This window comes from Agromyces sp. P1_H4 (assembly GCF_056405255.1).
In genome coordinates, this window is the sequence record NZ_JBFUCL010000515.1 from 1 (window position 1) to 1,658 (window position 1,658).

Here is a 1,658-nt window from a genome sequence, read left to right on the forward strand (position 1 = left end):
GGCCGGGCGCGTTCGCCGGCGCGCCGGGCGGAGCGGGAGCGTGCGTCGTCATGCGTGGTCCTTCATCTCGAACGGGGATCCTGCGGGCCGAGGCGCCGGAGGGAGTGGCGGCCTCGACCCGCAGGGGGTGGAGCAGCTCGTCGGGCCGAGCGCTCCGTCGTCAGGGCCGGGTCAGCCCTTGATCTCCTGCCACGCCTGCGTCCACGCGGCGTAGTCGGTGCACTTCACGTCGGTGCGTCCGTCGAGGCACTTCTCGATCGGGGTCGACCAGTACCAGATCTGCGACGCGTAGTCGGCGTCGCCGGCGTGGTACGCCTCGCAGTCCTCGCGGTACTCGCACGCCTCATCGCTCGAGGGCGCCTCGCCGAAGTACGACGTGGCCGCCGCGTTCGCCTCGGGGCTCGCGATGTAGTCGAGCCACGCGTAGGCGCAGTTCGGGTTCTTCGCCTTCGACGAGATCATCCACGTGTCCGACCAACCGGTGGTGCCCTCGTCGGGGAGCACGACCTCGGTGGGGGCACCCGATGCGGCGAGTCCGTTCTGCGTGACCTGCCACGTCGTGCCGACGACCGAGTCGCCGGTCTCGAAGGCCTGGGTCTGCTTGAGGTAGTCCGACCAGTACTCGCCGATGCTGGCGCGCTGCTCCTTCAGGAGGTCGACGGCCGCGGCGAGCTGCTCCTCGTCGAGGGAGTAGGGGTTCTCGATGCCGAGCTCGGGGTTGTGCGCCATGAGGTACACCGCGGCATCCGCGATGTAGATCGGGGAGTCGTAGGCCGTGACCTTGCCCGCGTTCTCGCTCGCCTTGTCGAAGACGACGTCCCACGAGGTGGGGGCGGTCGGGAAGACCTCCGTGTTGTACATGAGGAGGTTCGCGCCGTAGCCGTGCGGCACGCCGTAGGGGACCCCGTCGACCGAGTTCCACGACTGGTCCTTGAGGAAGTCGTAGACGTTCGCGTAGTTGGGGATGAGGTCGGTGTTCACCGGCGCGACGTCGCCCGCGGCGACGAGGCGGAGCGACGCGTCGCCCGACGCCGACACCACGTCGTAGTCGCCGGTCTTCATGAGGCTCAGCGCCTCGTCGGAGGTGCCGAAGGTCTTCGCCGTGACCTTGCAGCCGGTGTCCTCCTCGAAGGGGGTGACCCAGTCGACGGCCGGGTCGTTCGAGCCGTCCTCGACGTAGCCGGGCCACGCGAGCAGCGAGACCTGGCCCTCCATGTCGCCGAGCTCGGTGGCGGCCTCGCCGCCTCCGGAGCCGCCCGCCTGGGTGGTGCCGCATGCCGAGAGCAACGCGACCGATGCGATCGCGAGCCCGACGGTGGCGCCGCGGCGGGCCGTGCGCGGAATCCGCTTCATGGTTCTCTCCTCTTCTTCGGGTGATGCCGTGTGGTGGTGGTGCTGGTCGGTGGTGATGCCGTGTGGTGGTGGTCTGGTCGGTGCCGGTCGGGCGGATGCCGCGGCCGGGCGGATGCCTCAGCCGGAGATGCCCGGCAGCACCTCGGTGCCGAGGTGCACGACGTCGTCGGCGTGCCACGAGACCACGACGCGATCGCCGCGCTCGTCGTCGTGGATGCGATCGCGGTCGTTCTGCTCGAGCACGGTCACGCGCGTGCCGTCGTCGAGGTCGACGACGAGGCGCACGCCGCTGCCGAGGTAGATCG

The 1,658-nt window shown here is 70.1% G+C and carries 2 protein-coding genes; both read right to left on the minus strand.

Features of this window, described 5'->3' with window-relative positions; genetic code table 11:
• Positions 1 to 171 precede the first annotated feature (171 nt).
• Positions 172 to 1,353, minus strand: a complete 1,182-nt coding sequence (locus tag AC1DY2_RS19530; RefSeq protein WP_476763919.1) for an ABC transporter substrate-binding protein — start codon at positions 1,351 to 1,353, stop codon at positions 172 to 174.
• A gap of 117 nt (positions 1,354 to 1,470) precedes the next feature.
• Positions 1,471 to 1,658, minus strand: a 188-nt coding sequence (locus AC1DY2_RS19535; RefSeq protein WP_476763920.1) for a TOBE domain-containing protein, incomplete at its 5' end; no start/stop codon positions are given.